The organism is Gaoshiqia sp. US2 (assembly GCF_059705485.1).
In genome coordinates this window covers 3,618,073-3,643,207 of the sequence record NZ_AP048550.1, presented here as the reverse complement: position 1 = coordinate 3,643,207, position 25,135 = coordinate 3,618,073, and the positions used below count along the sequence as shown (strand labels likewise).

Sequence of the window (25,135 nt, the reverse complement as noted above, 5' to 3'; positions counted from 1 at the left end):
GAATCAAAAGTTATTTTTTTACCTAATAGTTATTTTTTTCTTAAGCGCAAGGCGTTGGTAATAACCGAGACCGAGCTGAAGCTCATGGCCGCAGCGGCGATCATCGGGCTCAGCAGCAGTCCGAAAAAAGGAAACAGGATTCCGGCGGCTATTGGCACGCCCAGCGCGTTGTAAACAAAGGCGAAGAAGAGATTTTGCCTGATGTTTTTCATAACTTTCCGGCTTAACTCTCTGGCCGTGACAATGCCGTTCAGGTCGCCTTTCACCAGGGTGATTTCGGCGCTTTGCATGGCAATGTCGGTTCCCGTTCCCATAGCAATGCCGATATTGGCCTGTGCCAGGGCCGGGGCGTCGTTGATGCCATCGCCGGCCATGGCGACTACCTGCCCCCGTTCCTGTAACTCTTTTATCTTGTTGTATTTATCTTCGGGCAGGCAATCGGCGGTGAAACCATCGAGTCCCAGTTCATCGGTAACAGCTTTGGCGGTGTAAGGATTGTCTCCGGTGAGCATGTGCACTTTCACGCCCATCTTTTGCAGGCTTTTGATGGCGCGGGCCGAAGTGTCTTTGATTTTGTCGGCCACACTGACCATCCCTTCCACCCGATCCTGAACGACCAGGTACATCACAGTTTGCCCGGTCAACTGCCATGCTTCTGCTAACTTTTTGTTTTCTTCATCCAAACCGGCACTGAAATCTTCTACCAACCGATGATTTCCCAAACCAATCTGTTTCCCCTGATAAACAGCTCGCACCCCTTTTCCCGTGACAGATTCAAACTGATCGACAGAAAGCAGTTTCAGCCCGTTGGCTTTTGCACCCGCGACGATGGCATTGGCGAGCGGGTGCTCGCTGTTTGCATCGGCTGAGGCTGCCAGTTGCAGAATTTCAAGGTCGCTCAACTTCCCGAATGATTTGAAACTTTTTAAACTGGGTTTTCCTTCGGTAATGGTTCCGGTTTTATCGATAATGAGGGTATTTACCTTGTTCATTTCTTCGATGGCACGGGCGTCCTTCACCAAAACCCCCAATTGGGCGCCCCGGCCTGTTCCCACCATGATCGACATGGGCGTTGCCAGCCCCAAGGCGCAGGGGCAAGCAATGATTAAAACGGCAACCGCATTCACAAAAGCATAAACATAGACTGGCTCGGGACCCCAAACGGCCCAGGCTGTAAAGGTAAGCAGGGCAATAGCGATGACAATCTGTACAAAATATTTGGCAACGGTGTCAGCCAGTCGCTGAATGGGCGCCCGTGACCGGCTGGCCTGGTTGACCATATCGATGATTTGAGCCAGCAGGGTGTCGTTACCCACTTTTTCAGCTCGCATTTCAAAAACCGTCCGGCCGTTGATGGTTCCCCCGGTAACCCGATCGCCGGACGATTTATCGGCAGGGATTGGTTCACCGGTAATCATACTTTCGTCAATTACTGCATCGCCCTTTAGAATAATTCCGTCTACCGGAATTTTTTCGCCGGGTTTTACTTTCAGCAGGTCGCCCACCTGAACTTCTTCGAGCGGGATTTCTACTTCCTGCCCGTTCCGGATCACCCGGGCAACAGGCGGCGTCAATCCCAGCAGCGCTTTAATGGCTGAGCTGGTTTTATGGTGTGCCCGCAATTCGAGCATTTGCCCAAGTAATACCAGCGTTAAAATGACGGCAGCTGCTTCGAAATATAAATGAACGTTGCCGTGGTGGTCCTGAAATTGCTCCGGGAAAGCGCCGGGAAACAGCAGGGCAAAAACACTGAAAACATAAGCGGCGCCGACTCCAATTGAAATCAGCGTCCACATATTGGGCGACCACCTGCGGATGGAACTCCAGCCTCGCTTAAAAAACACCCAGCCGGAATAAAATACCACCGGTGTTGCCAGCATAAATTCGATCCAACTCCATACTTTTTTTGATGCGAGAGCTTCAAGGTTCAGAAAGCTAACCATATCAGACATGGCGATCAGGAATACCGGGATACTTAGCGCGAGAGCAAACCAAAATTTCCTGGCCGTTTTTTGATAAGCTTTTTCTTCCTCGCTGGTATCTTCCTCTTTTTCCTGCGAAACCAGGTGCATCCCGCAAACGGGGCAGTCGCCGGGTTTTTCGTAGGTTTTATCGCCCTCGCAAAGCATCGGACAGTAATAACTTGTTGTTTTCTGATTGTTCATCGCGGTGTTATTTTAAATTGATATTCCTGGTCGTTCAATCTGCCTTACCATTCGTTACCGGTTTCAGGTACATGCCGCAAACAGGACACCGGCCAGGTGCATCGTATGTTTTATGGCCTTCGCATTTCATGGGACATTGATAAATTATTTCTGCATGAGCATGGGCGCCCTGTTCGTGCTGATGTTCATTTCCGCCGCAACATGAATGGGCTTTGTGTACGCCGGCGGTCTTTCCGAATCCTGTGAATAATTTCTTTAAATTTTTCATGATAAATCATTTTAATGTTTCAGAATTTAAAGGTACAGGTTCCCTGGTGCCTGCGTGTTACAGAATTTCATGAATGATTTACATGATTTCCTGAAATTCAGACCTGATCTATCGGTTTTCGTCTTTTTTCGCCCAGCTTTTTAAAGTAAGACGGCGTAAATCCACTCACTTTTTTAAATTGCCCCGACAAGTGGGCCACACTGCTGTAGCCCAGTTCGTCGGCAATTTTGCTCAAGGTTTTTTCATCGTAAACCAACAGCTCTTTTACCCGCTCAATTTTCAGGTTGATCAGGTACTTTTCAATCGTAGCGCCCTCAACCGATGAAAAAAGCGAACTGATATGGTTATAATCCAGGTGCAGTTTTTCCGACAGGTAATCCGAAAAGTTTATTTTCAGCTCTGCCGGATGTCCGTAAACAAAATCAATGGCAATCTTTTTAATCTGTTCAATCAGACGGCTTTTTGTATCATTAATAATCTCAAAACCAGCTTCATGCAAACGGCTGTTAAGCTGTTCAAGTTTTTCAACTGCAATGGAACCGCCAAGGGTGACTTTTCCTAGTTGCACACTGGCACCAGGTATCCCGGCATCCCGTAATATTTGCGACACCACCATGATACACCGGTTACAAACCATGTTTTTGATGTATATTTCCATGTATAGAACAGTTTTTAATTGAAACAACGAACCGTTTCGATTGATCAATGCTGATGTCCACCAACTGCTGCCGCTTGTTGGGGCCCGCCTTTTTTGTACACCGGCTGGCCTTTGCGGTAAGTTTCCGTCACCTCCCCGCAACGGAGCATTTCGTCGCCAAAATAGGGGTTGAGGATTTCTTCCGATTCGCTTAGCCAATAAGCGCCTTTGTCGTCAAAAGCCATTGGGCAATATTGTTTGTAGGCTTTATCTTTTTCAAGTCCGAACGATTCGGTCATTTCCAGGATCTGGTCCGAAAGTTTTTCAAAATGCTCCCGTTGTACAACAATGTCTTTCGAATTTTCAATCATCCCGGCTGCTGCTGAAAGCTGTTTTTCCAAGTCCATCCAGTGATGGTGTGCCTGTCCTTGCAGTAAACTCATATCCACTTTCGATAAGGCATTTTTTACTTTTTGCGATCCCGACCGGGCTGCCTTTGCGTCATCACCGGCCAGCGCATTTTTTACCTCGAAATATGCCTCTGCCATAGCCGTAATTTGTTGTCGGAACGCCTGGGACGTTTCCATGGTCTTTTTCTCCGGGCGCATCAACATGCTGTAATTGCCCGAAAGCTGAGCGGCCGCGTCGATAGCAAAAACGCCGTTGGTCACGATTTCTTCACCGGCTTCGAGCCCGGCCTCTACCACCCACCTGTCGCCCATCCGGGGGCCAATGGTGATTTCCCGCATCTCGTATGACGGGTATTCCGTGTCGGGAACTTTCACATAAACGATCGACCTTTTGCCCGACCACAGCAAAGCCGTGCGCGGGATCGACAGCGATTGTTTGCCGGCGCCCACTGATGAGCGGATGCCGGCACTGACGAACATTTCCGGTTTCAACTCCATGTTTGGATTGGCGATTTCCACCCTCACAGACGCTGCACGCGTGTTTGGATTAATCACCGGATCGATGTAATCAACCTTGGCCGTGAAGGTTTTTCCCGGAACACCGGTGGCAGTAAATGACACCGGGTCGCCCCTTTTGATAAACTGCAGGTCAGATTCATAAGCATCCAGCATGATCCAGACCCGGCTCAAATCAACAATATTGAATAACACCGAGCCGGTACTCACATAATCTCCGGCAGCAATGTTCCGTTGCATGACTACGCCTCCCTGGTCGGCCAGCACATCTAGTTGGCTGCGGACTTTTCCGGTTGTTTCAATTTCGTCAATCTGCTTTTGCGTCAGTTTCCAAAGTCTTAACTTTTCGCGGGCAGCCTCATAAAGTTCCGGGTAGGTATTCTTTAAATTGACTGCTTCCAGCAATTCTTTTTGCGCGTTCAGCAATTCAGGCGAATAAATGGTCGCCAATCTTTCGCCCTGCCGCACCACCTGCCCTGTAAAGTTGACAAACAGCTGCTCAATCCGCCCCGGATATTTAGCTGTCACCGAAGCCAGCCGCTGTTCATCAGCTTTTACTTTGCCGCTCAGGGAAACCTGTCCTTCCGAAGAAATACCGGCTACCCGAGAGGTATGAATATTGGCCATCGCTACGGCTTCGGGCGTCATTTCATGCACCATCGGGTTGGCATCTGCCGATCTCCGGGAAGTTGCCGGTATCAGGTCCATGCCGCAAATGGGGCAGTCGCCCGGCTCAGGCTGCCTGATTTGCGGGTGCATGGAGCAGGTCCAGACTTGATCATCTGATGATTCGATGTGTTGATGTTCTGATGATTCGATGATTCCATTGTTTGATGGTTTGAGGAGCCATCCAAGGATGCCTCCGGCTACTAAAGTCAGGGTAATGATTATATATTTATTTTGAGTCAACTTTTTCATGATTTTACATTTTTTATTGTTGATGAAATGATCCTGGATAGTAGTTTTTTCAGGGATAGGAGCTCTGAAAGGAGTCCTTCAGGATCAGGATAATTCATACTTTTTTGACACAGAAGCAGCCAATATTCCGTTTCATCTGCTTCTTTCATGGCAATGATGCATTTTGCTGCAAAGTCCTTCCGGCTGTGTGCATTCTGTGCCTCACGGATATTTGCTCCAATGGACGTACCGCTCTTCAGTAACTGTCGGGCGTTGATATATTTCCTTTGTTCTTCGAGCTTTTCCGTGTAGTCAATGACTTTCAAGGAGAAATCAAAGCTCAATTTCAATATTTCGGTTCGTTTTTCCATTGTATTTTCATTTTTAATCCTTTTATCATACCATCATATTATCACTCTATTAAACCATCCGTTGCTGCCAGGTTTTCGAGCAGGGCAACTGTGGTATGTTGATCGACAATCGCCGTGACCAACTTCAACTGGTAATCCAGTAATTGTTGTTGTACGCGGAGGATTTCTTCAAAACCTCCGTCGTCAGATGAATAGCTCGTCGTCAATAGGTTGAGGGTTTGTTTTGCCAGTCCGGTTTGTTCGCGGTAAAGGGCCGTTCTCCGGTTAGCATTCTCCAGGTCGCGAATGGATTGGCTCCATTGGGTGGCCAGTTGGTTCACCGTGTTTTCCCTTCGGAATTGTACAGCCTGCTGTTTTAATTCGGCTTCTTTGTACATGGCATCATATTTTTTTCTGAAAATGGGAATCGTCACACTCACCATCGGCATCACCATGTCTTTTCCGCCCATCGACATCCCGTCCTCGGTGCGTGGGCTGAACGGCATATAATTCAGCCCAGCGCCCAGCATGGGCTTTCCTTCGAGCCGCGCCATTTTCATTTGCGCTTCATAGGCCGCTTCTTCGGCTTCCAGCATTTTCAGCATGGGGTTATTATGGGTGATGCTGTCCAGCAAAGCCAGCTGCTCCATGGGCAAGGCCGTGTCGGCCAGCGTATCGGCTATCTCAACCGGTTCATTCCGATTGCGGTTAAGCAGCTGGTTAAACTCAGCCTGCAAGGGGATCCGGTCGTCGTTTAGCCGGGCCAGGCTGCTTTCCAGTTCCCTGATTTCCATGCGGATCCGGAGCACATCGCTCATGCCCGATTTGCCTGAACCCATTGACGTTCCCGGAGAACCCATAGATGAAGGATTGCCGGAACTTGCAGAACCAGCGCTTTTCCCGGTGTTCATGCTGCCTCCCATATTTCCCATGGACGAAGCAGAAGTTGCTCCCTGGTTATTATTCCCCATCGGACTGTTGCCGGGCATATTTCCCGTACCCGATCCGGTACCCGCGCTTTGAAACCGGACCAATGCCAGTCGCTCCAATGTTTGCAGAATTTTCAGGTTTTCCTCCGTGATGCTGATTTCTTCTTCCAGCCGGTACATCTTGTACCAGGTATTTTTCACCTGTAAAAACAAGTTGTTTTTTGTATCCTGAAAAACTTCATAACTGGCCTGTGCCATTTTGCCGGCTTCATCCTTTCGGGTGCGGAGCATGCCAAACCAGGGGAACATCTGCATCAGCCGGATATCGGCCTGTTGGCGTCCCATCAGCCGGTCCATCGGCTGAAGAAAAAAGCCCAGGCTCAGCTCCGGATCGGGCAGCGAACCCACCTGCGGAATTTTTTCCATGGTTGCCAGGTAGTCATAAAAAGAAGCTTTCACCTCCGGATTGTTTTTGGCAGCTATTTGAAGGTATTCATTTAAGGTTTGAGCAGTTGTTATTCCGGTCAGCCCAACAAAAATGAAAAATATAATTATTATTCGTCTCATGTCGTCATTGTTAAGATTCTGAAGTTTGCTTCACTTTACGTTCTTCCCACCAACTGTAAAGTACCGGCACAACCAGCAGGGTGATCAGCGCGATGGTCATTCCCCCGAACGACGGGATGGCCATCGGGATCATGATATCGGAGCCGCGCCCCGAAGAAGTGAGTACCGGCAAAAGCGCCAGCAAAGTGGTGGCTGTGGTCATTAAACAGGGCCTGACCCTTTTCATGCCGGCTTCCAAAACTGCCGCGCGGACTTCTTTCACATTTTCGGGCCGGTGTTTTTTGAAACTCTGCATCAGGTAAGTCGATACCACAACGCCGTCGTCGGTAGCAATTCCAAAGAGGGCTATAAAACCGACCCACACCGCCACGCTGAGGTTATAGGTTCCCATTTGGAACAATTCGCGCATGTGGGTGCCGAATACCGAAAAGTTCAGGAACCAGTCCTGTCCGTACAGCCAAAGCATCATAAAACCGCCTGAAAATGCCAACGCGATGCCTGAAAAAACAAACAAAGTGGTTGACACCGAGCGGAACTGAAAATACAGGATCAGGAAGATGACAATCAAACAGAGCGGCACCACGATGGAAAGTCGTTTTTCGGCCCTGATCTGGTTTTCGTAACTGCCCGAAAAAATGTAACGCACCCCGGCCGGCACCACCAGTTCACCCGAATTGATCTTTTCTTTCAGATAACGTTGGGCATCCTCGACTACCGTCACCTCGGCAAAACCTTGCTTTTTGTCCAACAGCACGTAACCCACCAGAAAACTGTTTTCACCGCGGATCATCTCCGGGCCCGGGCGGTAGGTGATGTCAGCCAACTGCCCAAGCGGGATGTAAGCGCCTGTTTGAACGGGTACCTGCATGGTTTCGATGGTCGAGGGGTCGTCGCGCCATTCGCGGGCATAACGCACCCGGATGGGGAAACGTTCGCGCCCTTCAACCGTCGTGCTGACCTTCATGCCGCCAATGGCTGTTTCCACATAATCCTGCACATCGCGGATGCTCAGCCCGTAGCGTGCAATTTCGGTCCGGTTGATGTCAATTTCGAGATAAGGTTTTCCTACGATCCGATCGGCAAAAACCGCTTCCGCCTTCACCGACGGAACTTCCTTCAGGTATTTTTCCAATTGCATACCAAAGGCTTCGATCGTTTTCAGGTCGGGGCCGTACACTTTGATGCCCATGGGCGCGCGCATTCCTGTTTGCAACATCACCAGCCTGGTTTCAATGGGTTGCAGTTTAGGCGAAGAAGTGACACCCGGAATGTTGATCACGCCCACAATTTCGTTCCAGATATCGTCCGGGGTTTTGATGTGATCCCGCCACTGGCGGAAATATTCGCCGTTTTTGTCTTCTACAAGATATTGACGGATATTCTTTGAAACTTGTTGAAAGGTATCGTGATCGACCTTCGCACCACTTTCATCCTCCATGTGGTTTTGTTTCCTGTCATATTTCAATAAATTTCCATTGAAATTCAACAAATATCGATCCTTCTGATCAACCTTGAACCTGAGTTTGGTACCATTCACATCGGAGGCATATTCGCTTTTGTAGTTGATCACATTTTCGAACATGGAAAGCGGCGCCGGATCGATAGCTGTTTCGGCACGGCCTGCTTTGCCTACCACCATGTCCACTTCGGGAATGGCTGTCACCAGCATATCCAGTTGTTGTACGATTTCCCGGTTGGCTTCCACGCCGGAGTGAGGCATCGAGGTGGGCATCAGCAAAAAAGAGCCTTCATCGAGTGATGGCATAAATTCCTTGCCCAAACCGGGAAAAGTTGATTTCATTGCCGACCATCCGGAACTTTCCCTGATGTTCCACCCTATCTTTTCTGAAGCTTTTGGAATAAAGCCAAAGAACCTGTCGAAGCCCATCCAAACGTTCAGCCCGATCAGAATAATGAAAGCGGGAATTGTCAGGAACAACAGTTTATGATTTAAGCACCACATCAGAACTTTGGGGTACACCCGGATGAATAATGCAAATCCACCCAACACGATGGTTATAATCAGGGCGATAAAAAGAAAGTTGACCAAGGCGCTGTTTGAAACGCCCAGCGGCACCCATTCAATCGTTAACAGCCAGGCAACCGCCGCTACGGTCAAACCAACCAGCATGAGGTTGCGGTGTTTTGCAAAGCGCTCAGGAAAATGAAAAAGCAACACGTTGATCAGCCCAAAACCAAAAAGTACCAAGCCAGCCCAGTACCAAACGGTAAAAGCGATCAGTAGACCTGCTATTATTAAAAGGTAATTGAAGTATTTTTCAAAGTGGCCTTTCCCTTTTTTTGTCGAAAAAAACCAGTGCGCGAAAGCCGGCATGATGATCAGCGTAAAAATCAGGGCTGCTACCAGCGCAAAAGTTTTGGTCCAGGCCAGGGGCCCGAATAATTTTCCTTCAGCCGCCTGTAAGGTAAAAACGGGCAGGAAGCTAACGATGGTGGTACTTACAGCCGTCAGGATGGCCGAAGCCACTTCGGTGGTGGCATCAAAAATGGTTTTCAGCTTGGCCTGTCCTGCCGGGGCTTCATCCAAATGTCGCAGGATGTTTTCATTCAGGATGATCCCCAGGTCGACCATGGTGCCGATGGCAATGGCAATACCCGATAAAGCCACAATGTTGGCATCGACCCCGAAATACCGCATAAAAATGAAGCACATCAGTACCGCGAGCGGCAACAAAGCCGAAATCAGCAAGGATGCGCGCAGATTGTACACCATCACGATGATGACGATGATGGTGATCAAAATCTGTAAACTGATGGCATCATAAAGGGTGCCGAGGGTTTCGTAAATCAGCCCGCTGCGGTCGTAAAACGGCACAATGGTGACTTTTGAAACGGTGCCGTCTTCGAGCGTTTTACTTGGAAGGCCGATCGCAATTTTATCAATTTCTTCTTTTAAACTGTTAATAACCTTCAGCGGATTGTCACCGTAGCGGGCAATTACCACGCCACCAACTGCTTCGGCACCCGATTTATCCAGGATGCCGCCCATGTTCCGGGGCTGGGGGCCGATATTGACCACACCAATGTCTTTGATGCGAAGCGGCACGTTGTCAACCACTTTCACCACAGCCTGGTCGAGGTCATCCATACTTTTCACGTAACCCAGGCCGCGGACAAAATAATCGACCCGGTTAACTTCGATCGTATTGGCGCCGACATCGATGTTGCTGTTTTTTACGGCCTGCATCACGTCCATCAGCGAAACACCGTGGGCTTTTAAGGCAACGGGGTCAACATCCACCTGGTATTCTTTGACATAGCCGCCCACCGAAGCCACTTCGGCCACCCCTTCCACGCTGGTGAGGGCATAACGGATGTAATAATCCTGGATGGTGCGAAGTTCATGCAAATCCCAACCCCCTGTGGGCCTGCCGTCTTTGTCGCGTCCCTCCAGCGTGTACCAGTACACCTGTCCAAGGGCCGTGGCATCAGGCCCGAGTTTGGGCTGCACATCTTCGGGTAACAAGCCGGCAGGCAGCGAATTGAGTTTTTCCAGCACCCGCGACCGGCTCCAGTAAAACTCGACATCCTCGTCGAAAATGATGTAAATGCTCGAAAAGCCAAAAGCGGAGCTGCTGCGTACGCTGGTCACGCCCGGCAAACCCAATAATGCCGTTGTCAGCGGGTAAGTGATCTGGTCTTCCACATCCTGCGGCGAGCGTCCCATCCATTCGGTGAAGACAATTTGCTGGTTTTCGCCAATATCGGGGATGGCGTCAACGGGTACCGGGTCGCGTGGAAGAAGACCGGTATTCCAATTAAAAGGTGCCGTAACAATACCCCAACTTACAATGAGGAGTAACAACAGGACGGTCACCAATTTATTTTCTAAAAAAAACTTGATTATTTTATTCAGCATCGTTCCCTAATTTATGATTGATGAATGATGATTGATAATTTGCCCGATGCAAAAAGATGCAACGGTATCAGCCGGTTTTTAACTCAATTTAAAACCGGAATCAGTCAAAATCATAAACGGTAAACCTGCAGTTCAGACAGAACTTCTCTTACATCGCCCGGAGGCGGTGATTCAGCGACAACGAATAAATCAACTTTTTTACTCAGCGGACATTCAAAAGCCAACGGAATAATCAGTTCGGTGAGAATAAATTGAATGAACTGAACGTGATCCAGAACTAAAGGCGAGGTATACTCATGATCCAGTTGGAACACCTGGCTCTCATCACGGCAGCAATTGTCGGCAGAACAGGCCATGCCGCTTTCGTCACACGAGGTTGCGCTGTCGGAGAAAAATGTTACATCCATCAGCGAACCCCCGCAGTAATGCCTGGATACCGTGAAGCCTGCTGTGAATAAAAACAGCAGCAACATAAAGGTAATATGACTGATTTTTCGTAACATGTGAATTTTATCCACACAAATAAACAAAAAAAATCCAAAGAAAGTTTTATCTGATTTTTGGAAAGAGGTATAAAATTTTGTGATTATTGCTGCATGATGGATGGCGATACGTGCTAGGTTTTGATTTTACAGGAAATAAGCTGATCGATTGGCTTACGATCTTTTTCATCTGCATTTTTATATTGCGAAGGGCTCATGCCGGTAATTTTTTTAAACTGGGCGCTTAAGTGTTGCGTATTGCTGTAGCCCAGTTTTTCAGCAATTTCGCCTAACCTTAGTTCATTATACACCAGTAACTCTTTTGTTTTCTCTATTTTTTGAAGGATGATGTATTTTTCAATCGTCGTTTTTTCCATTCTTGAGAAAAGTCCGCTCAGGTAAGAATAATCTTTTCGTAAGGTTGATGCCAGGTAGGTAGAAAAGTTCTGGTTCCCCGGGATCTTTTTCTCATAATGAACCACATTCAGAATCTCAGTTTTTACTGACTCCACCAGTCGCGAGCGTTTATCAGTTAACAGGCAAAATCCATTCTCCTCTATTCCTGCAACAAATTGTTCGAGTTGCGCTTCTGTATAAGCGTCTGAAAGCGTCAGTTCCCCTAACTGTACTGTTTTTACCTGAAATCCGGCTTTCATCGCTTGCTCATGAACCGACTGAATGCACCGGGGGCAGACCATGCTTTTGATATACAGTCGTAGTTTCTTGTTGGATTTCATTGTGAAAAAAAGTCGAATCAGTTAGTAAATGATTAATTTAGCAAAGTCAGACTGTCTTTTTGTGTCATTTTGACGAGAAAACGAAGAATAAAAAGTAGTTATCTGTCTTTTTCTTTTAGATGAAGCAAAAATACAGTGTTAAACAGAGCACTCTGGCAAAACGATATAAATTTATACTAAAATATTGGGAATATTAGAAGTAATTTCAACCTTTGACAGAAATTTTACGATCATCTTTATAAAAAATAATCATGAATAGACTTATGAGAAAACTGACATTTTTACTTTTAGCGTTTGCTTTTGCCTGTCAACAACCTGTAAAGAAGGAAAAAGCGATTTATACAAAAGCTGATTTCGAATCGACGATCGATGGAAAACCAACCACTCTTTTCGAGCTGGAAAATTCCAACGGGATGAAAGTGACGCTAACCAATTACGGAGCAAAAATTGTTTCAATCTATGTCCCCGATAAAGAAGGCAATCTGGCCGATGTCGCGCTCGGGTTTAAGTCGATCGAAGAATATCAGACTCTGGATGCCGGCCAGGGAGCGGTGGTTGGACCATTTGCCAATCGGATCGGCAACGCCCGCTTCGAGCTTGACGGTGAAGTTTATGAGCTGGAAGTAAACAACCACAAAGCCAATCTGCATTCCGGCCCGAATAGTTTTTTCCGCCAGGTATACGATGCCAAAGAGTTGGTAACAGAAGACGGTCCTGCCGTTGAAATGACTTTGCTGAGTGCCGACGGAGCCTCCGGTTTCCCCGGGAATAAAGAGGTGAAAGTAACTTATACCCTGACCGGAAACAACGAACTGAAAATAGACTACCAGGCAACGACCGATAAAGCTTGCCCGTTTAACCTGACCAACCATGTTTATTTTAACCTGAAAGGCGAGGGGAATGGCGACATCCTTGACCACATTGTGGTTATTGATGCCGATTCAACAACCGAAATTCTGGATAATGAGCTGATCCCAACCGGAAACATTGTGTCAATTAAAGGAACCGATATGGATTTTACCAGTCCGCATACCGTTGGCGAACGAATCGATTCGGAGATGCAGGCATTGGCAGTTGCCGGTGGATACGATCACAATTACATCCTGAATAAAGACCAGGAAGCTGGCGAAATGACTTTTTGTGCCAGTGTTTACGAACCTGTTTCAGGCCGGTATATGGAAGTGTATACTACTGAACCTGCCGTGCAGTTTTATACGGGTAACTTTTTGAATGGCAGCCTGACCGGACGCAGCGGCAAGGTTTATGAACACCGCTACGGATTGTGCCTCGAAACGCAGCACTACCCCGATTCACCCAATCATCCGAATTTTCCGAATACGATTTTGTATCCCGGTGACACCTTGAAATCAACAACGATTTACAAATTTTCGGTGAAAGAATAAAGCTTCAAGACGCAAGTTTCAAGTCTCAAGACAACGATAAAAAAGACCGACGGGGTTGCCGTGGAAATTAAGACTTCCGGGCAACCCTTTTTGTTTGAAAAAAAACCGGCGGCCTGTTTTATTTTCGCTTTTAAATCAACCATTGTTGGTTGAAAATCCTCCACTGGCTGTTATTATCGCGGGATCAGGCCCAACTGACTTAAACGGGAATAATCCGTTTATGCAAAACAACAGCCTGAAATTTTTATCCGACCCATTTTAAGATCAGGGCAAACGCATTTAAATTTTGAGTAAAGTTTCCCTGTATTTTTTGTTCTGTAAAGCTTTTGATCTTTTTCTCTTTTTGCTGGCTTTCCAATGTTGCTCGTTTACCAGCAAAGCCATGACTGTTTTTCGTATGGTGTTAAAATTCTGGGCGGCATAACCTTTTCTTTTTCTGGATTGATCTTCGCCAAAGACTACATCCAAAGTCCAATGCAGGTTGTTCTCGATAGCCCAGTGGTTGCGTGTCCAGGTGTTGAACTGTTTTGCCTGGGCTTCCAGACTTGATATGTAATATCTTGTTTGCCGGGAAGTTTCTCCGGTTGACTTGATAACCCTTTGAGAATCGATCCGGAAAATTGTTTTCAGCCCTTCCCATTGATCCGCGCCTTCGATCATCTCAAGGTTGCTGTACGCAGAGCATTCGCGGGTTTCGATCCGGCCATGCCCGCAATCAACATCTACATCGGAACTGATGGATTTATTGAACCGGATTGTATCCAGAATACCTTCTTCGAGCGACGGCTGGTTGCCTTTGACTGCAAGAATATAATCGGCCCCCTGTTTTAATATTTTCGAGGCAATGTTCTTTTGGCAGCCCATTGCATCAATGGTCACGATGCACCCTTTGACATCCAGGAGAGAAAGCAGTTGGGGAATGGCCGTGATCTCGTTGCTTTTCTCCTGAGTGGCTACCTGTCCCAGGCACAGCCCGTTTTGGGTGGCGAAAGCAGAGACCATGTGTATCGCCGGATTGGTTAAATAATGGGAGTTGCACATGCGCTTGCCATCAATAGCAACCACCTCCTGGTCGCATTGAGCCCGCAAACTGTTGGCCCACTGGGAAAAACAGGCCGAAAACTCAACTGGGTCAATGGCCGAAAAAACCCGGTTAAGCGTGTCGTGCGAGGGAATGCCATAAACAAAAGAGCCGTACTTGCGCAACCAATGCTGCTGTTCCAGGCCAAAGTCCGCGATTTCCTCCCATTCGTCCATTCCGCACAAAACGGCGGACAGTACCAGCAACAGGATGTCATGCAACTGGTGCCGGAAATTACCCCTGTTTGTCCTTCTTGGTTCGCTCACCTTGCTGAAAATCTGGTGGAAAAGCGAACTCTTCCATGCTTCTGAAATTTGTTCTTCTGTCTTCTTATTAATATAGCAAAACTGGCAAATCTTTTATCCAATCATGTAACTAATCAACAGATATTTAGTATATTAGCAAAACGAAAGGCGGGCCATTTACAACATGCAAAACCCGCCTTTCAAAAATATTAATCATTCAAACATAATGAAGAGTTATGAGGAAACCAAGCTCCTCGGCAGGAGCTTATGGCTTAAACCAAACTTTCTTAAATGCGTTTGCCCTGGATTTTATCTCCCGATAACATTTCTTTTTTTCCGGGTGGCCCGGGTATTCGATGCATATTAAATCCGCAACGGATGAGCGCCCTGCGAACCTCTCCTTTTGCACAATAGCTTACAAAACGGCCTCCGCTTACCGTGTTCCGGGCAATTTTCGCGAAAATAGTTTCCCGCCACATTTCCGGTTGTTTGTCGGGGGCAAAAGCGTCGAAGTAGACCAGGTCGACCGGCGGGAGATTCAAAAAATCAAAATCCTGAAGATCTGCTTTCAATTTGGTCAGCAGAAAGCCGGGAGCAATGGCAACGGGTTGGTTCCATCGGCATTCATGTATTTTCAGAAATGGTTCTTTCAGGTTTTCTCCTAATTGTTCCGGATAGTTCAGCTGCCTGAATTCGTTTTCGGCTAAGGGGTATTTTTCGATACTGAAATAGTTGATGCGTTTTGAACCTTTGTACATCAGCGAGAGCAAGGCGTTAAGCCCCGTGCCAAAGCCAATTTCCAATATCGTCAACTCTTCTTTCGGACACTGGTGTAACCCATTTTCGATAAATACATGTTTTGATTCCTGAATAGCGCCGTGTATTGAATGAAAATGTTCTTTTATTTCAGGCACATATAAGGTATGCGAACCATCTTCTGTTTGAATGAGTTGTCGTTCCATAAGCGGATTTGAGCCCGTGAATTTCGGGATTTTATTTGAGGCATCCATAAAATAGTCTTACATTTAACAGTTTTTAATGAATGGCTATGCTGGTAAAAATTTACGAAGAGAATCCTAATTCAAAGGAAATCCTTAAGATTGTTGATGTCCTGAGAAACGGAGGGGTGATTGTTTACCCGACCGATACCGTATACGGCATTGGTTGCGATATTACCAATGCAAAAGCAGTTGAACGTGTAGCCCGGATAAAACAGGTTTCGGTTGAAAAATCAAACTTTTCATTCATTTGCAGCGACCTGAGCCATATGTCGGATTACACGAGGCCGATTTCGAACCAAACATTCAAACTCATTAAGCGTTGTTTGCCGGGACCTTTCACCTTTATTCTGGAAGCAAACAACCAGGTGCCGAAATATTTTAAGGGCAAAAAGAAAACGGTTGGTATCCGTGTGCCCGATAACCGGATTATCCAGGAAATTGTGCAGGAGCTGGGCAACCCGATTCTGTCGACTTCGGTACACGATGAGGATGAGATTATCGAATATACCACTGACCCGGAACTGATTCACGAAAAATTCCGTGATGTCGTCGATCTGGTAATCGACGGCGGATATGGGGGAAACACGGCATCAACCGTAATTGATTGCACCACCGATACTCCGGTGATTGTTCGTCAGGGAAAAGGTGTGATTGATTTATAGGAAGGCTTATCCCGGTTTTATTTTCTCCAGAATGCGGGCGAAAAGAGAATCAATACCGCGAATATTTCGAGGCGCCCCAGCAGCATCAGAAAAGACAAAAACCATTTCCCGGCGTCGGGTACGGCCTGGTAATTGCTGAAAGGCCCGTAACTGCCCAATCCCGGGCCAATGTTTCCCAAATTTGCAGATACCGCTCCGATGGCCGAATAAAAATCAGGTTCAATAATCGCAAACACAATTGCACCTGCAATCACCACCGAGAAATAGATCATAAAAAAAGTCAGCACATTGGTAATCAGCTGCTCGGGAACTGTTCGTTTATTTAGCCGGACCGGAATGACTGCGTTCGGGTGCAATAAACGGCGCATCTGGTAATAACTGTTCTTCAGCAATAATACAATCCGGACAACTTTAATGCTGCTTCCGGTTGATCCGTTACTGGCACCAAAAAAGAAGAGAATGAACAGCAGTAACATCAAAACCGGAGACCATAAAAGATAATCGGTGGTCACAAATCCTGTTGTTGTCAGGATTGACACGACCTGAAACAGGGCATTCCGAAAGACTTGGTTGAACTTGAGCGAGCTTGTAAGTAATAATCCGCTGAATAGAATGGCTGTAAATACAACGATGAAGAAGAGGTAATATTTGAATTCTTCATTTTTTAGGATTTTTTCAAACTTACCAGTTACCAAACAATAGACGAGGGTGAAGTTTGTTCCCCCCAGAACCATAAAGAAAATGATCACATACTGGATAAACGGCACATTCCAGTGTGCGATAGAATCGTGTTTGGTGGAAAAGCCTCCGGTAGAAATCGTTGTGAATGAATGGTTGACGGCATCAAATAAACTCATTCCTCCAAAAAACAGCAGGATGGTTTCGATGGCTGTAAAAAGCAGGTAAACTGCCATAAAGGAGAACAGGTTCTGCTGGATTTTAGGATTCATCCTGTCCGGGCCCGACCCGGGAATTTCGTTGGTGAATAAATTCATCCCACCAATTCCAAAGAGTGGAAGTGCGATTATCGCCAGCAAAATAATTCCTAATCCTCCGATCCACTGGGTCAGACTTCGCCAAAACAAAATTCCTTTGGGTACGGATTCCGGATCAGTCAATATGGTAGAGCCGGTTGTTGTAAAACCCGACATGGACTCGAAAAAGGCATCGGTAAATCCAGGAACTGTGTTGCTCAATAAATAAGGCAGGCTGCCGAATATCGAAAAGAGGATCCAGCTCATGCTCATGATGATAAAACCATCGTTTTTATGTAATTTCATGTCCGCTTTTCGTGCTGCAAAAAACGTGAGGGTGCCTGTCACCAAACAAATTAACGATGATTTTAGCAGGGGTGTGATGTCGTGTCCCCGGTATATGATCGCGACTCCCAGCGATAAAAGCAGCGCGATACCTTCAACAATCAGTAAGAGTCCGAAGATTTTTATAATTGCTTTGAGATTGAGCATGAAACTGGTTTTTCAGTAGCTATTTAAAATACTTTTCCAGTTTGCGGATTGCTGAAGGCAAGGCAAAAACAACGACCTTATCTTCCGGTTGAAAGACCGTGTCGCCTTTGGCCACAAAAGACATGGAGCCGCGAACAACGCCGCCAATGATCGCATCTTCAGGGAAAGAGATGTCTTTTAGCGGTTGTTCTGTAATTTTGGCGCCTTCTTTCACGATAAATTCAAACACCTCAGCATCAGTGGCGGTTAAACATTTTGCCTGTGCAACTTCTGCACCAAGGGTGTATTTGTAGATGTAACTGGCTGCAATCAGTTTTTTATTAATCAGGCTGCCAATGTCCATACTTTCGGCAATGCCCATAAAGTCAATATTTTCAACCTCGGCCACGGTTCTTTTTACTCCCAGTTTTTTAGCGAGGTGGCACGACAGGATGTTGGTTTCGGAATTTCCGGTTACAGCAATAAAGGCATCCATGCGTTCAATCCGTTCTTCGTGCAGCAAACCCAGGTTCCGTCCGTCACCCTGTATAACCAACACATTTTCGAAACGGTCGGCCAGTTGCTGGCAACGGGTTTTATCCGAATCGATGATTTTTATGTTGTAGTGTTCACCCAAACGGTCGATTGTTTTTTGGGCGATGCGGCTTCCTCCCAGGATCATAATGTTGCTGACAGGAAATATTTCCTTTCCGGTTATTTCAAAAACTTTATTCTGGTAAGCCCTGGTTGTAATGAAAAATACAATGTCGCCGCTTTTCAGGTAATCTTTTCCGTGCGGAATGATCGTATCATTGGCCCGGTTTATGGCAACCGCCCTGATTTCTGAATCGATGTAAGACAATTCTTCGAGGGTTTTGTTGATAATCAGCGCGTTTTCCCTGATCTTAATTCCCATCAGGATCAGCTTTCCTCCCGAGAATTCAATTAACTGGCGCGTACCCACTTGTTTTACCGATGTGGCTATTTCTTTTCCGGCCAGGCTTTCCGGGTAAATCAACTCATCAACCCCCAGGTTTTTTAGCTTGTCTTTGTATTTTTCCTGAAGATATTCGCCGTTATTGATTCGGGCCACCGTTTTTTGTGCGCCCATATCTTTGGCCTGGATACAGGCAAAAATGTTACGTTCTTCGTAGGGTGTAACGGCGATAAACAAATCGGCTTTAGTTGTTCCGGCATCTTTTAAATCTTTAAACGAGTTGGCATAACCGTTTGCCGTTAATAAATCAACCTGACTGGATGATTTTATAAGCCTGTCAGTATCATCATCCATCAACACGATGTCGTGCTCTTCCCGACTCAACATTTTAGCCAGATGTGTACCAACTTCACCTGCACCAACAATTACAATTTTCATTGCAGTTTTATTCTGTCATTATCATTATAGCCTGGCAAAGTAACGTATAAAAAGGACAATTTCCATCTAAAAGCGTATATTTTTGGAAATAACGCCGTGTTTTTTATCCTTTATTTGATGTTACTGTTCTGAAAATGAGATTAATGATTTAGCCTGTTAAAAGATTGGATTAAAAAAGATTTATGGCTGTTTGATCCAGATGAAAAATGGTGTTTTTTTTAAGAATTAACGGAGCTTCAGCCGGATGGTTGATTGGTTCATGCGATGCAGATCAGCCATGCCGTTTACGATTGTGGTGTCACAATTACCAGGTGTTGTTTCGTTCATGCCGCGATCCAAAATAAACGAATGGCTGATAAACTGAAAATAACCGGTTTTGCAGATCAAATCTTTTCTTTTTGTTCCGGATCCGGGATTTAAATGGATAAGTTCGGGCGGGTGTAAATACAGTTTTAAAAGAACCGGCTCAAACAGGTAAGGATTTGGTTGATTCGCTGCGTTGCAGAGCAGGTAATTGGTTCGGCCGTTAACCAAGTGGATTAGCGGCTCGTTTGACTGATAAACGATCAGTTTTTGTTGATTGAATAAGGTTGATCGTTCAATGAACCCGGAGAATTGAAACACTAAAACAGAGAACAGGCTCAGAAAAAGGAAAATATGGTCTTTGAACTTGATAAAAAACATCACAAACCCATACATCATGACCAGGCTCAAAACCTGTATGGTGGATATCCGGACTCCTTCGATCAGGGCATAGGGGAACTCACTGATCAACCGGAGCAGAAAGAGAACGGATGTGGTGACCCCTTCCAAAATCCAAATAAGTCCCTGGCTGAATATATTTACAGACGAGAAAACGAAAAAGGCAAAGGTGAAACTGAGAATGAGGTATGCCGCCGGAACTACGATGAAATTGCTCAGCCAGAAAAATACAGGGAACTGGTTGAAATAATAGATGGTAAGCGGCAATACCCCGATTTGAGCAGCTACCGAAACACAAAACAATTGCCAGGTCCATCGACGGATACCGGAATTGGGATTTATGAGTTTCTCGAATTTTGGGTAGAAAAAAACAATGCTGATCACCGCCAGGTACGAAAGTTGAAACCCAACCTCGAAAAGCAGATCGGGATTGAAAAGCAGCAAAAAGAAGGCTGACGCGGCAATCGAATTGTAGATTGGGGTAGGGCGGTTCAGGTTATTACCGGCCAGGATAAACGAAAACATAACAGTCGCCCGTTGTACCGACGGGGAAAGTCCGGTAAGCAAGGCATAGGCCCATAAAAAAGCGGCAATCACGAAAAAATTAAGAACCCGGCCGGCAACAGAGCGTTTGAGAAATGAAAAGATCCGGCTCAGAAACATAAAAATCATCCCTACATGTAAACCCGAAACGGCCAGCACATGCATGGATCCGGTAGCGGAAAAGTAGGATCGGGTTTCGGGCGAAAGCTCTTTCCGGTAGCCCAGGGTTAAGGCAGAAATCACCTCAAATGATTGTTGATGTTTTAACCGGCTTTTTAACCGGGACAGAAGGTGCTCCCGAAACCGCTCTGTAGCTGTACGCAGCGAGAACGACGACGTGCCTGTCCTGTAACTGTTTGAAGATTTTATGAAGGTACTGAAATAGATTTTTTGCCGGGCCATGTAGTTTTTATAATCAAAGCCGTATGGATTGCTGTTGTTCCTGATTTCATTGACGTAGGCTTCAGCCGCGATTAGGTCGCCTGCCCGCAAATCTTTTGCCAGTTCGGATTTTTCCAAATAGGCAAGTACTTTCCGGTTGCTTAAATAAAGCGAACGGCTGTGGTCTATTTGCATAACACATTGAAAGGAATTGGCTTTTTCGGTTGGTTTTTCCAGCACAATTGCCGAGAATGCCTGCATCCCGTTTGGCTTTTCCGGATCTGTTACCTGTTTTGAACGGACATTGACCATGAAAAGGACCAGGATGGTAGTTAACAGGAATACTGACGAAACAAAGTCATAGGGAGGGCGTTTGGTAAACGCGGGTTTGGCGAGAAGGATGGCTAAAATAAAGAGCACCAGGCAAAACCCGAAAATGGATTCCGGCATCTGGTTCGCAGCGATAATCCCTAACAAGGCAACGCTTACAACTTTGATAAACGGATTGCTATGAAAGAAACTCACGAATTGGAATTTTTAGATCCAATTTACCGCAATCCGCGAAGATGAATATCTTCGTTTAAGCTAAATTTTATGAACGTATGTAAATTTTTGACGAAACATATCTTTTATCAGCATGAACGACTACTTTTTTCCGGGCAGCACAATCCGGTACGATGGTTTCACTTTTCCTTTCGAAATAGCCGTAAGTCTACTTTTTAGGATGCGCTTCTTCAGAGGGGTTAAGTAATCAATAAACAATTTCCCGTCCAGGTGGTCGTATTCGTGTTGAATAACCCGTGCAGCAAAGCCGCCATATTCTTCGATGTGTTCAACGAAATTTTCGTCGAGGTATTTAATCCGGACAAACTCCGGGCGGGCTATATCTTCCCTGATCTCCGGTAAACTCAGGCAGCCTTCATTCATCATCCATTCATCTCCCCGGAGTTCCAGGATATCGGGATTGATAAACGCTTTTTTAAAACCTTCCAGTTCCGGTTCATCATCTGCTGCCGGCGTGGCATCGATAACAAAAATACGCAGCGATTTTCCGATTTGCGGGGCAGCCAGGCCAACTCCGTCTGAATGGTACATGGTTTCAAACATGTCGTCAATCAGCTCTTTTAAACCTTTAAAGTCCCTGGTAATGGGTTCTGCAACTTTTCTTAACAGCGGTTCTCCGTAAACAGTAATCGGGTAAATCATTATTTATATTTTTGTTGTTCCATGTACGATTGAAGCAAGATGGTTGCGCTTACTGCATCAATCATTCCTTTATTTTGTCTGTCCTTTTTTTTCAAGCCGGCATCAATCATGGTTTGAAAGGCCATTTTCGATGAAAATCGTTCGTCAACCTGTTCGATGGGCATATCCGGGTACAGCTTTTGAAAACGCCTTAAAAACGGATTGATATACACAACGGCCTCAGAGGCTTCATTGTTCATTTGAAGCGGATAACCGATGATTATTTTTTCAACATCTTCTTTCAGGAAGTATTCTTTCAAAAAGTCAAAGATCTGGTGGCTGGGTATAGTGGTGAGCTTACCCGCAATTATTTTCATCGGATCGGTAACGGCAAGCCCGACTCTTTTTTTCCCGTAATCAATAGCTAAAATTCTTCCCACATTTTAAGATTTGCTGCAAAAGTAATAATCTCTTTCTCAGAAAAAAAGATTTGTGTTTTAATTATTCTGCCGGATTTACTAACATCTATATGAAAATCAGTCTGTTGTGTTTTTGGCACGCGCTTTGATTGTCTGAGTTAACTGAATACCGGTAAACAGGCACCAACAAAAAAAGGATGTTGAATTTTAAAATTGGAAGCCATGAAAGCAAAATTGAACTTCAGATTAATTACAGCAGCATTCATATTTGCAGCAGTAATGTTTAGCTTCGATGCAGAAGCGCAAAGACGTGAATATAACCAGTACGAAGTAAGAAAACAGGGAAAGAACGGGAATGACAACCGTGGAAATTATCACGCGCCTCACAACAAGGGAAATAAGAATTATGCCCATAAACATTATAAAAAGGACCATGCCTATCATTACGACAAGCACAACAAATTTGCCTATAACCATCCGAAATACGGATATGTTTACCGCAGATTTGATGCAACCCCTGTGAAAATCAGGCACAGCCACGAAACCTATTACTACCACGGAGGACATTATTATCATTATCATCACGGGGTTGGTTATGTGAGAGTTGATTTTCCCCGCCACCTTGTTTTTGTTGATTTACCTTTCCGGTGTGAACGGGTACGCGTAGGGCAACAGGTTTATTACCGGCACGGAGACTTGTATTTTGAGCACTACGGGAATGGTTACCGTTTAGCTCCGCGTGTCGGGATCCATATTTCGGCCCATTTCTAATTCACTATATATTGAACATTTGTCGGAAGCCGTCATTTTTTTGACGGCTTTTTTTCTGAAAAGCAAAACCGCTTACAGCTCGGTATGCAAGATGATTTTGGCGCCTGCATCCTGCATTTCTTCCCAGGCCCTTTCTTCATCTCCGGCCTGAGCGTTCACGCCTTCAACAGCATCTTTAATGACGTAGGTTTCGTAACCGGCCTGCAAGGCATCGAGAACTGTATTTTTCACACAATATTCGGTGGTTAACCCGCATATATACAGTGTCTTCGTGTTTTTGTTTCTGAGTAGCCGGTCTAATCCGACATTGGTGGCCTCGAAGGCCGAATAACCGTCGTCTGAATCCTGTGTGCCTTTTTGGATCACCAGGTCAATTTTAGGGCGGTTTAGTTCCTGCGGAAACTCAGCGCCCCATGAACCGGCAACGCAGTGTACCGGCCATTTTTTAAAATGAATGGTTTCTTTCGGATGCCAGTCCTTGGAGGCGATCACCCAATCAAAACGGTCGAGCAGCTTGTTGACGACCGGGATAATCCGGTCTCCATTTGGTGCGGGCAGCGCGCCTCCCGGTAAAAAATCATTTTGAAGATCAACGATAATCAGTGTTTTCATCACGTATTTGCTTTTAGGTTTGTTCTCGTATCAAAACAAATTCAGGTTTTGTTTAAATAGCGACCGGCAAGTTGGTTTCGCAATTTCAATAATTCGTTGCTAAGTCCAACTTTATAAACGTGCGGGTTCAGAAAACGTTTATGTTCTTCGGGTAGTTGTTTTAGCCGCGATAGGGTGTAGCGGGCGATATCCCGGGGTCTTTGCTGATTTACAATAGATTTACCGTCTTTCATAACCGTTTGCATCAGGGCTTCTTTGGTGCAACGACTGATGTTTTTCTGTTTCCCCGGTTCAGACGGATGAAGAATCCATTCGTACAGTTGTTCGTCGGCGAATGCAATGCCATCGGCGCAAAACAGTCCGTCCTCGTCAATAAACCGGTGAATGTTTTTAATTCCGGGCAAGGTCATCTTCGCCGGATTGTCTGAGACTTTTATCGTAGGCTTTCCGTCGAACCACGAAAGTTTGTAAACGCCATCGAGTGCAGCATCGTCTTTTCCGGTGACCAGCGATGTTCCAATGCCAAAAATATCGATTGGCGCTCCCTGGGATAACAGGCTTTGAATGATGGTTTCATCGAGTTGGTTCGAGGCGACTATTTTTACCTCGGGCAAACCTGCTTCATCCAGCATTTTTCTTACTTTTTTGCTCAGGTAGGTTAAGTCGCCGCTGTCGAGGCGGACCCCCTTCAGCTGATGACCTTTTTGGCGGAGTTCTTCAGCTACTTTTATCGCATTCGGAATGCCGCTCTTTAAGGTATCGTAGGTATCGGCCAGGAGGATACAGTCATCCGGAAAATAGTTGGCATAGGTTTTAAAGGCGGTCAGTTCATCATCAAAACTTTGGATCCACGAATGGGCCATGGTTCCGCTGCTCTCCAGTCCGTACAAGTGAGCGCTGTACACATTCGATGTTTTATCGAAGCCTCCGCTGACTGCTGCTTTCGATGCGTTTATTCCTCCGGCGCCCTGGGCGCGGCGTAAACCGAATTCCAGCAACAGTTTATCGCCCGCGGCTAACCTCATCCGGCTGGCTTTGGTCGCGATCAGCGATTCAAAGTTTAGAATATTCAATAGTAAGGTTTCCACTAGCTGCGTTTCCAGGATGTTGCCTTCAACCCGTAAGGCCGGTTCGTTGGGAAAAATAATTTCTCCTTCTTTGACCGAATACACCGATGCCTGAAATGAAAAAGTTTTTAGGTAGCTGATAAATCGTTGGTCAAATCCAATAGATTCGAGGTATTCGCAGGCTTCAGCTTCGTACCTGAAATTTTCAAGTAAATCCATGAGGGTGGATAAGCCTGAGAAAACAACGTATCCACCCTGGTACGGGTTCTTTCGGAAAAAATAGTCGAAGCAGGCTTTTTTTTGATGGCGGCCACTCAGAAAATAACCCTGTGCCATGGTCAGTTCGTAATGATCTGTATATAATCCGCTGTTTTTCCCGATCAGATACATATTATCTCGTTATTT

At 45.9% G+C, this 25,135-nt stretch carries 21 protein-coding genes; 3 read left to right on the top strand and 18 right to left on the bottom strand.

Annotation, left to right across the window (positions count from 1 at the left end; all coding sequences use genetic code 11):
• Positions 1 to 29: 29 nt before the first annotated feature.
• From AC6H3C_RS14680 to AC6H3C_RS14640, 9 genes are all read right to left on the bottom strand, one after another.
• Complete coding sequence (locus AC6H3C_RS14680; protein ID WP_497516153.1) at positions 30 to 2,165, bottom strand: copper-transporting P-type ATPase; 2,136 nt, start codon at positions 2,163 to 2,165, stop codon at positions 30 to 32.
• Positions 2,166 to 2,199: 34 nt separating this feature from the next.
• Positions 2,200 to 2,433: a heavy metal-binding domain-containing protein gene (locus AC6H3C_RS14675; protein ID WP_497516152.1), complete on the bottom strand. Its 234-nt coding sequence runs from the start codon at positions 2,431 to 2,433 to the stop codon at positions 2,200 to 2,202.
• Between the two features lie 97 nt (positions 2,434 to 2,530).
• On the bottom strand, positions 2,531 to 3,091 hold the full coding sequence (locus tag AC6H3C_RS14670) for a helix-turn-helix domain-containing protein (RefSeq protein WP_497516151.1): 561 nt from the start codon (positions 3,089 to 3,091) through the stop codon (positions 2,531 to 2,533).
• A gap of 44 nt (positions 3,092 to 3,135) precedes the next feature.
• A complete protein-coding gene (locus tag AC6H3C_RS14665) occupies positions 3,136 to 4,914 on the bottom strand; it encodes an efflux RND transporter periplasmic adaptor subunit (RefSeq protein WP_497516150.1) in 1,779 nt (592 codons plus the stop codon).
• Entirely contained in the window at positions 4,911 to 5,264 is a 354-nt protein-coding gene (locus AC6H3C_RS14660; protein ID WP_497516149.1) for a four helix bundle protein, read from the bottom strand. The genes AC6H3C_RS14665 and AC6H3C_RS14660 overlap by 4 nt, the downstream gene beginning before the upstream one ends.
• A gap of 41 nt (positions 5,265 to 5,305) precedes the next feature.
• Positions 5,306 to 6,739, bottom strand: a complete 1,434-nt coding sequence (locus AC6H3C_RS14655) for a TolC family protein (protein ID WP_497516148.1) — start codon at positions 6,737 to 6,739, stop codon at positions 5,306 to 5,308.
• Positions 6,740 to 6,749: 10 nt separating this feature from the next.
• A complete protein-coding gene (locus tag AC6H3C_RS14650) occupies positions 6,750 to 10,619 on the bottom strand; it encodes an efflux RND transporter permease subunit (protein WP_497516147.1) in 3,870 nt (1,289 codons plus the stop codon).
• 110 nt (positions 10,620 to 10,729) lie between these two features.
• The gene (locus AC6H3C_RS14645; protein WP_497516146.1) at positions 10,730 to 11,122 is read right to left on the bottom strand and encodes an HYC_CC_PP family protein; all 393 of its coding nucleotides are present in this window, start codon (positions 11,120 to 11,122) and stop codon (positions 10,730 to 10,732) included.
• 113 nt (positions 11,123 to 11,235) lie between these two features.
• Positions 11,236 to 11,757 carry a helix-turn-helix domain-containing protein gene (locus tag AC6H3C_RS14640; protein ID WP_497516145.1) on the bottom strand — a complete coding sequence of 174 codons (522 nt, stop codon included), beginning with the start codon at positions 11,755 to 11,757 and terminating at the stop codon, positions 11,236 to 11,238.
• Positions 11,758 to 12,089: 332 nt separating this feature from the next.
• Between AC6H3C_RS14640 and AC6H3C_RS14635 the strand changes: the two genes are divergently transcribed.
• Positions 12,090 to 13,241: an aldose epimerase family protein gene (locus AC6H3C_RS14635; protein ID WP_497516144.1), complete on the top strand. Its 1,152-nt coding sequence runs from the start codon at positions 12,090 to 12,092 to the stop codon at positions 13,239 to 13,241.
• A gap of 279 nt (positions 13,242 to 13,520) precedes the next feature.
• Here the strand turns inward: AC6H3C_RS14635 and AC6H3C_RS14630 are convergent, their stop codons facing one another.
• Positions 13,521 to 14,600: an ISAs1 family transposase gene (locus tag AC6H3C_RS14630; RefSeq protein WP_497521271.1), complete on the bottom strand. Its 1,080-nt coding sequence runs from the start codon at positions 14,598 to 14,600 to the stop codon at positions 13,521 to 13,523.
• Between the two features lie 254 nt (positions 14,601 to 14,854).
• Positions 14,855 to 15,529 carry a tRNA (5-methylaminomethyl-2-thiouridine)(34)-methyltransferase MnmC2 gene (mnmC2, locus tag AC6H3C_RS14625; RefSeq protein ID WP_497516143.1) on the bottom strand — a complete coding sequence of 225 codons (675 nt, stop codon included), beginning with the start codon at positions 15,527 to 15,529 and terminating at the stop codon, positions 14,855 to 14,857.
• An 86-nt stretch (positions 15,530 to 15,615) separates the two neighbouring features.
• On the opposite strand from mnmC2, the gene AC6H3C_RS14620 reads away from it, so the two are divergent.
• The gene (locus tag AC6H3C_RS14620) at positions 15,616 to 16,230 is read left to right on the top strand and encodes an L-threonylcarbamoyladenylate synthase (RefSeq protein WP_497516142.1); all 615 of its coding nucleotides are present in this window, start codon (positions 15,616 to 15,618) and stop codon (positions 16,228 to 16,230) included.
• A 17-nt stretch (positions 16,231 to 16,247) separates the two neighbouring features.
• Here the strand turns inward: AC6H3C_RS14620 and AC6H3C_RS14615 are convergent, their stop codons facing one another.
• The 5 genes from AC6H3C_RS14615 to ruvX form a co-directional block, all read right to left on the bottom strand.
• On the bottom strand, positions 16,248 to 17,696 hold the full coding sequence (locus tag AC6H3C_RS14615; protein WP_497516141.1) for a TrkH family potassium uptake protein: 1,449 nt from the start codon (positions 17,694 to 17,696) through the stop codon (positions 16,248 to 16,250).
• Between the two features lie 19 nt (positions 17,697 to 17,715).
• Positions 17,716 to 19,050, bottom strand: a complete 1,335-nt coding sequence (gene trkA, locus AC6H3C_RS14610) for a Trk system potassium transporter TrkA (RefSeq protein WP_497516140.1) — start codon at positions 19,048 to 19,050, stop codon at positions 17,716 to 17,718.
• A gap of 225 nt (positions 19,051 to 19,275) precedes the next feature.
• Positions 19,276 to 21,201: a ComEC/Rec2 family competence protein gene (locus tag AC6H3C_RS14605; protein WP_497516139.1), complete on the bottom strand. Its 1,926-nt coding sequence runs from the start codon at positions 21,199 to 21,201 to the stop codon at positions 19,276 to 19,278.
• A gap of 120 nt (positions 21,202 to 21,321) precedes the next feature.
• The gene (def, locus tag AC6H3C_RS14600) at positions 21,322 to 21,882 is read right to left on the bottom strand and encodes a peptide deformylase (protein WP_497516138.1); all 561 of its coding nucleotides are present in this window, start codon (positions 21,880 to 21,882) and stop codon (positions 21,322 to 21,324) included.
• Positions 21,882 to 22,301, bottom strand: a complete 420-nt coding sequence (gene ruvX, locus AC6H3C_RS14595; RefSeq protein WP_497516137.1) for a Holliday junction resolvase RuvX — start codon at positions 22,299 to 22,301, stop codon at positions 21,882 to 21,884. The genes def and ruvX overlap by 1 nt, the downstream gene beginning before the upstream one ends.
• A 201-nt stretch (positions 22,302 to 22,502) precedes the next feature.
• Here ruvX and AC6H3C_RS14590 point away from each other — a divergent pair, with 201 nt between their 5' ends.
• Positions 22,503 to 23,051, top strand: coding sequence for a DUF6515 family protein (locus AC6H3C_RS14590; protein WP_497516136.1), 549 nt, complete (start codon positions 22,503 to 22,505; stop codon positions 23,049 to 23,051).
• 72 nt (positions 23,052 to 23,123) lie between these two features.
• On the opposite strand, the gene AC6H3C_RS14585 is transcribed toward AC6H3C_RS14590, so the two are convergent.
• Together AC6H3C_RS14585 and AC6H3C_RS14580 are read right to left on the bottom strand one after the other, a co-directional pair.
• A complete protein-coding gene (locus AC6H3C_RS14585) occupies positions 23,124 to 23,663 on the bottom strand; it encodes a nicotinamidase (protein ID WP_497516135.1) in 540 nt (179 codons plus the stop codon).
• Positions 23,664 to 23,704: 41 nt separating this feature from the next.
• Positions 23,705 to 25,120 carry a nicotinate phosphoribosyltransferase gene (locus AC6H3C_RS14580; RefSeq protein WP_497516134.1) on the bottom strand — a complete coding sequence of 472 codons (1,416 nt, stop codon included), beginning with the start codon at positions 25,118 to 25,120 and terminating at the stop codon, positions 23,705 to 23,707.
• Between the last annotated feature and the right edge of the window lie 15 nt (positions 25,121 to 25,135).

What these genes read in the sequence shown, in the direction of transcription:
- AC6H3C_RS14615 (WP_497516141.1), bottom strand. Translation starts at nt 17,696, where the DNA reads ATGCTCAATCTCAAAGCAATTATAAAAATCTTCGGACTCTTACTGATT.
- trkA (WP_497516140.1), bottom strand. Translation starts at nt 19,050, where the DNA reads ATGAAAATTGTAATTGTTGGTGCAGGTGAAGTTGGTACACATCTGGCT.
- AC6H3C_RS14675 (WP_497516152.1), bottom strand. Translation starts at nt 2,433, where the DNA reads ATGAAAAATTTAAAGAAATTATTCACAGGATTCGGAAAGACCGCCGGC.
- AC6H3C_RS14620 (WP_497516142.1), top strand. Translation starts at nt 15,616, where the DNA reads ATGCTGGTAAAAATTTACGAAGAGAATCCTAATTCAAAGGAAATCCTT.
- AC6H3C_RS14660 (WP_497516149.1), bottom strand. Translation starts at nt 5,264, where the DNA reads ATGGAAAAACGAACCGAAATATTGAAATTGAGCTTTGATTTCTCCTTG.
- AC6H3C_RS14670 (WP_497516151.1), bottom strand. Translation starts at nt 3,091, where the DNA reads ATGGAAATATACATCAAAAACATGGTTTGTAACCGGTGTATCATGGTG.
- AC6H3C_RS14635 (WP_497516144.1), top strand. Translation starts at nt 12,090, where the DNA reads ATGAATAGACTTATGAGAAAACTGACATTTTTACTTTTAGCGTTTGCT.
- AC6H3C_RS14650 (WP_497516147.1), bottom strand. Translation starts at nt 10,619, where the DNA reads ATGCTGAATAAAATAATCAAGTTTTTTTTAGAAAATAAATTGGTGACC.
- AC6H3C_RS14655 (WP_497516148.1), bottom strand. Translation starts at nt 6,739, where the DNA reads ATGAGACGAATAATAATTATATTTTTCATTTTTGTTGGGCTGACCGGA.
- mnmC2 (WP_497516143.1), bottom strand. Translation starts at nt 15,529, where the DNA reads ATGGAACGACAACTCATTCAAACAGAAGATGGTTCGCATACCTTATAT.
- AC6H3C_RS14640 (WP_497516145.1), bottom strand. Translation starts at nt 11,757, where the DNA reads ATGAAAGCCGGATTTCAGGTAAAAACAGTACAGTTAGGGGAACTGACG.
- def (WP_497516138.1), bottom strand. Translation starts at nt 21,882, where the DNA reads ATGATTTACCCGATTACTGTTTACGGAGAACCGCTGTTAAGAAAAGTT.
- AC6H3C_RS14590 (WP_497516136.1), top strand. Translation starts at nt 22,503, where the DNA reads ATGAAAGCAAAATTGAACTTCAGATTAATTACAGCAGCATTCATATTT.
- AC6H3C_RS14585 (WP_497516135.1), bottom strand. Translation starts at nt 23,663, where the DNA reads ATGAAAACACTGATTATCGTTGATCTTCAAAATGATTTTTTACCGGGA.
- AC6H3C_RS14645 (WP_497516146.1), bottom strand. Translation starts at nt 11,122, where the DNA reads ATGTTACGAAAAATCAGTCATATTACCTTTATGTTGCTGCTGTTTTTA.
- AC6H3C_RS14580 (WP_497516134.1), bottom strand. Translation starts at nt 25,120, where the DNA reads ATGTATCTGATCGGGAAAAACAGCGGATTATATACAGATCATTACGAA.
- AC6H3C_RS14680 (WP_497516153.1), bottom strand. Translation starts at nt 2,165, where the DNA reads ATGAACAATCAGAAAACAACAAGTTATTACTGTCCGATGCTTTGCGAG.
- AC6H3C_RS14665 (WP_497516150.1), bottom strand. Translation starts at nt 4,914, where the DNA reads ATGAAAAAGTTGACTCAAAATAAATATATAATCATTACCCTGACTTTA.